Raw genomic sequence first — 2,007 nt, 5'->3', positions numbered from 1 at the left:
GCGAGGGCGGCCAGCTGGTGTTCGTGGGACGCGCGGACCACCAGGTGAAGGTGCGCGGCTACCGGATCGAGCTGGGCGAGGTGGAGTCCGCGCTGCGTAGCTGTGCGGGCGTGACCGGCGCGGTGGTGAAGGTGGAGGACGAGAGCCTGCACGCGTACGTGTCCCTGTCTGGCACGGGTGTGTCGGAGGTGGAGGCATGGTTGTCGGAGCGTCTGCCGGGTTACCTGCTGCCCTCTGGCTACGAGGTGGTGGAGGAATGGCCGCTGACGCGGAGCGGGAAGGTGGATCGTGGCGCACTGCGTCGTGGACATGCGTCGGCGTCGAAGCGCCGGGGTCCGTCGAACGAGGTGGAGACGGCGTTGCTGGAGATCTGGTCGACGTTGTTGAAGAGCGACGAGATCGGCGTGACGGACAATTTCTTCCAGCGCGGCGGCCACTCGTTGCTGGCGACGCGTCTGGCGAGCCAGATCCGCAAGCGTTTCGAGGTGGATTTCACGCTCAAGAGCCTGTTCGAGCTGCCGAGCATCGAGGAGCAGGCGCGCCTGATCCATGCGCAGAAGTCGGACGCGGAGTCGTCGGATGCGTCGCCGTCGCGGCTGTCGCCGATCATGCCGGTCGGCCATGACGGGCCGGTCGCGCTGTCGCATGCGCAGAACAGCCTCTGGCTTCTCGATCAGATGGAGAACGCCAGCGCCAGCTACATCACCGGCACCTCGCTGAGCATCACCGGCGAGATCGACCGGAACGCGCTGGACCAGGCATTCCGCAGCATCGTTTCTCGCCACCAGATCCTGCGTACCGTCATCCGCGAGCACCACGGCGTCGCAAGCCAGGAAGTCCTGCACGACCATGGGTTCCGCGTGGAGTACGTCGACTTCAGTCACCTCGCTCCGGCCGACGCCGACGCTGCGCTGCTGCGCGTCCGGCGCGAAGCGAAGACACGCCGTTTCGACCTGTCGAAGGACGTGATGCTGCGCGTGCATCTCGTCAGGCTGGACGAAGGGCGGCACGTGCTGCTGATCCACATGCATCACATCGTCTGCGATGGCTGGTCCGTCGGCGTGCTGATGCGCGATTTCAACGCCCTGTACCGCGCCTATTCGGAAGGCGTGGATAAGGCGACGGCGGAAGCGGCATTGCCTGCATTGCAGATCCAGTACCGGGATTACGCCCAGTGGCAGCGCGGCCGACTGTCCGGCGAGAACCTCGACCAGCTCGTCGACTACTGGAAGACGCGCCTCGACGGCATTCCGACCCTGCATCAGTTGTCCACGGACCACGAGCGTCCGGACCAGCAGTCCTATCGTGGCGATGTCTATCGGCATCGCGTTGGTGCCGGGGTCGCGCAAGCGCTCAAGCGCGTGTGCGGGCAGCATGGCGCGACCTTCTTCATGGGCATGCATGCGGCATTCGCCACATGGCTGTCGCGGCATTCGGGTGCGTCCGACATCGTGCTCGGAACGGCTGTAGCCAACCGCGAACAGAGCGAGGTCGCCAATCTCATCGGCTTCTTCTCCAACTCCATCGTGCTGCGCAGCACGATCGAGGCGGAAGATTCGTTCCACGCCCTCCTGGCGCGGACGAAGGTGCAGGACATCGCGGATTTCGACTGCCAGCAGCTGCCCTTCGAACTCCTGACCGAAAAGCTCAATCCCGAACGCAGCCTCAGCCACAATCCGATCTTCCAGATCGTGCTCAACGTGGACAACAACGACGTTGATCGCATTGATCTGAACGGTTCGGGCGTCGCAGGCAACAGCCAGCTGGGGTTCGAAAGCAATTTCGACCTCACCCTCTACGCTGCCGAGCAGGCCGACGGCATTCGTCTGGTATGGCGATACGCCACCGACCTGTTCCGTCCCGAGACGATCGCGCGGATGGCGAACAGCTTCGAGACGCTGCTGTCGGCGGTGGTCGCCGATCCGCAGCGGCCGCTGCATGCGCTGCCGCTGGTGGACGAGGACGAACGCGCGGCGCTGGTGGCGCTGTCGGAAGGCCCGGCGCCCG

General features: G+C 65.1%; 1 protein-coding gene. It reads left to right on the top strand.

The genetic code is table 11. The annotated features are described in order from the left end of the window. Positions 1 to 2,007: condensation domain-containing protein (locus tag ACFQ0E_RS19105; protein ID WP_386826611.1), on the top strand; the 2,007-nt coding region annotated here is incomplete at both ends.

The sequence above is a fragment of the Lysobacter brunescens genome (assembly GCF_042677005.1).
GTDB lineage: Bacteria > Pseudomonadota > Gammaproteobacteria > Xanthomonadales > Xanthomonadaceae > Lysobacter_I > Lysobacter_I brunescens.
The sequence above is the reverse complement of the archived record's forward strand: the minus strand, read 5'-3'. Positions and strand labels throughout refer to the sequence as shown.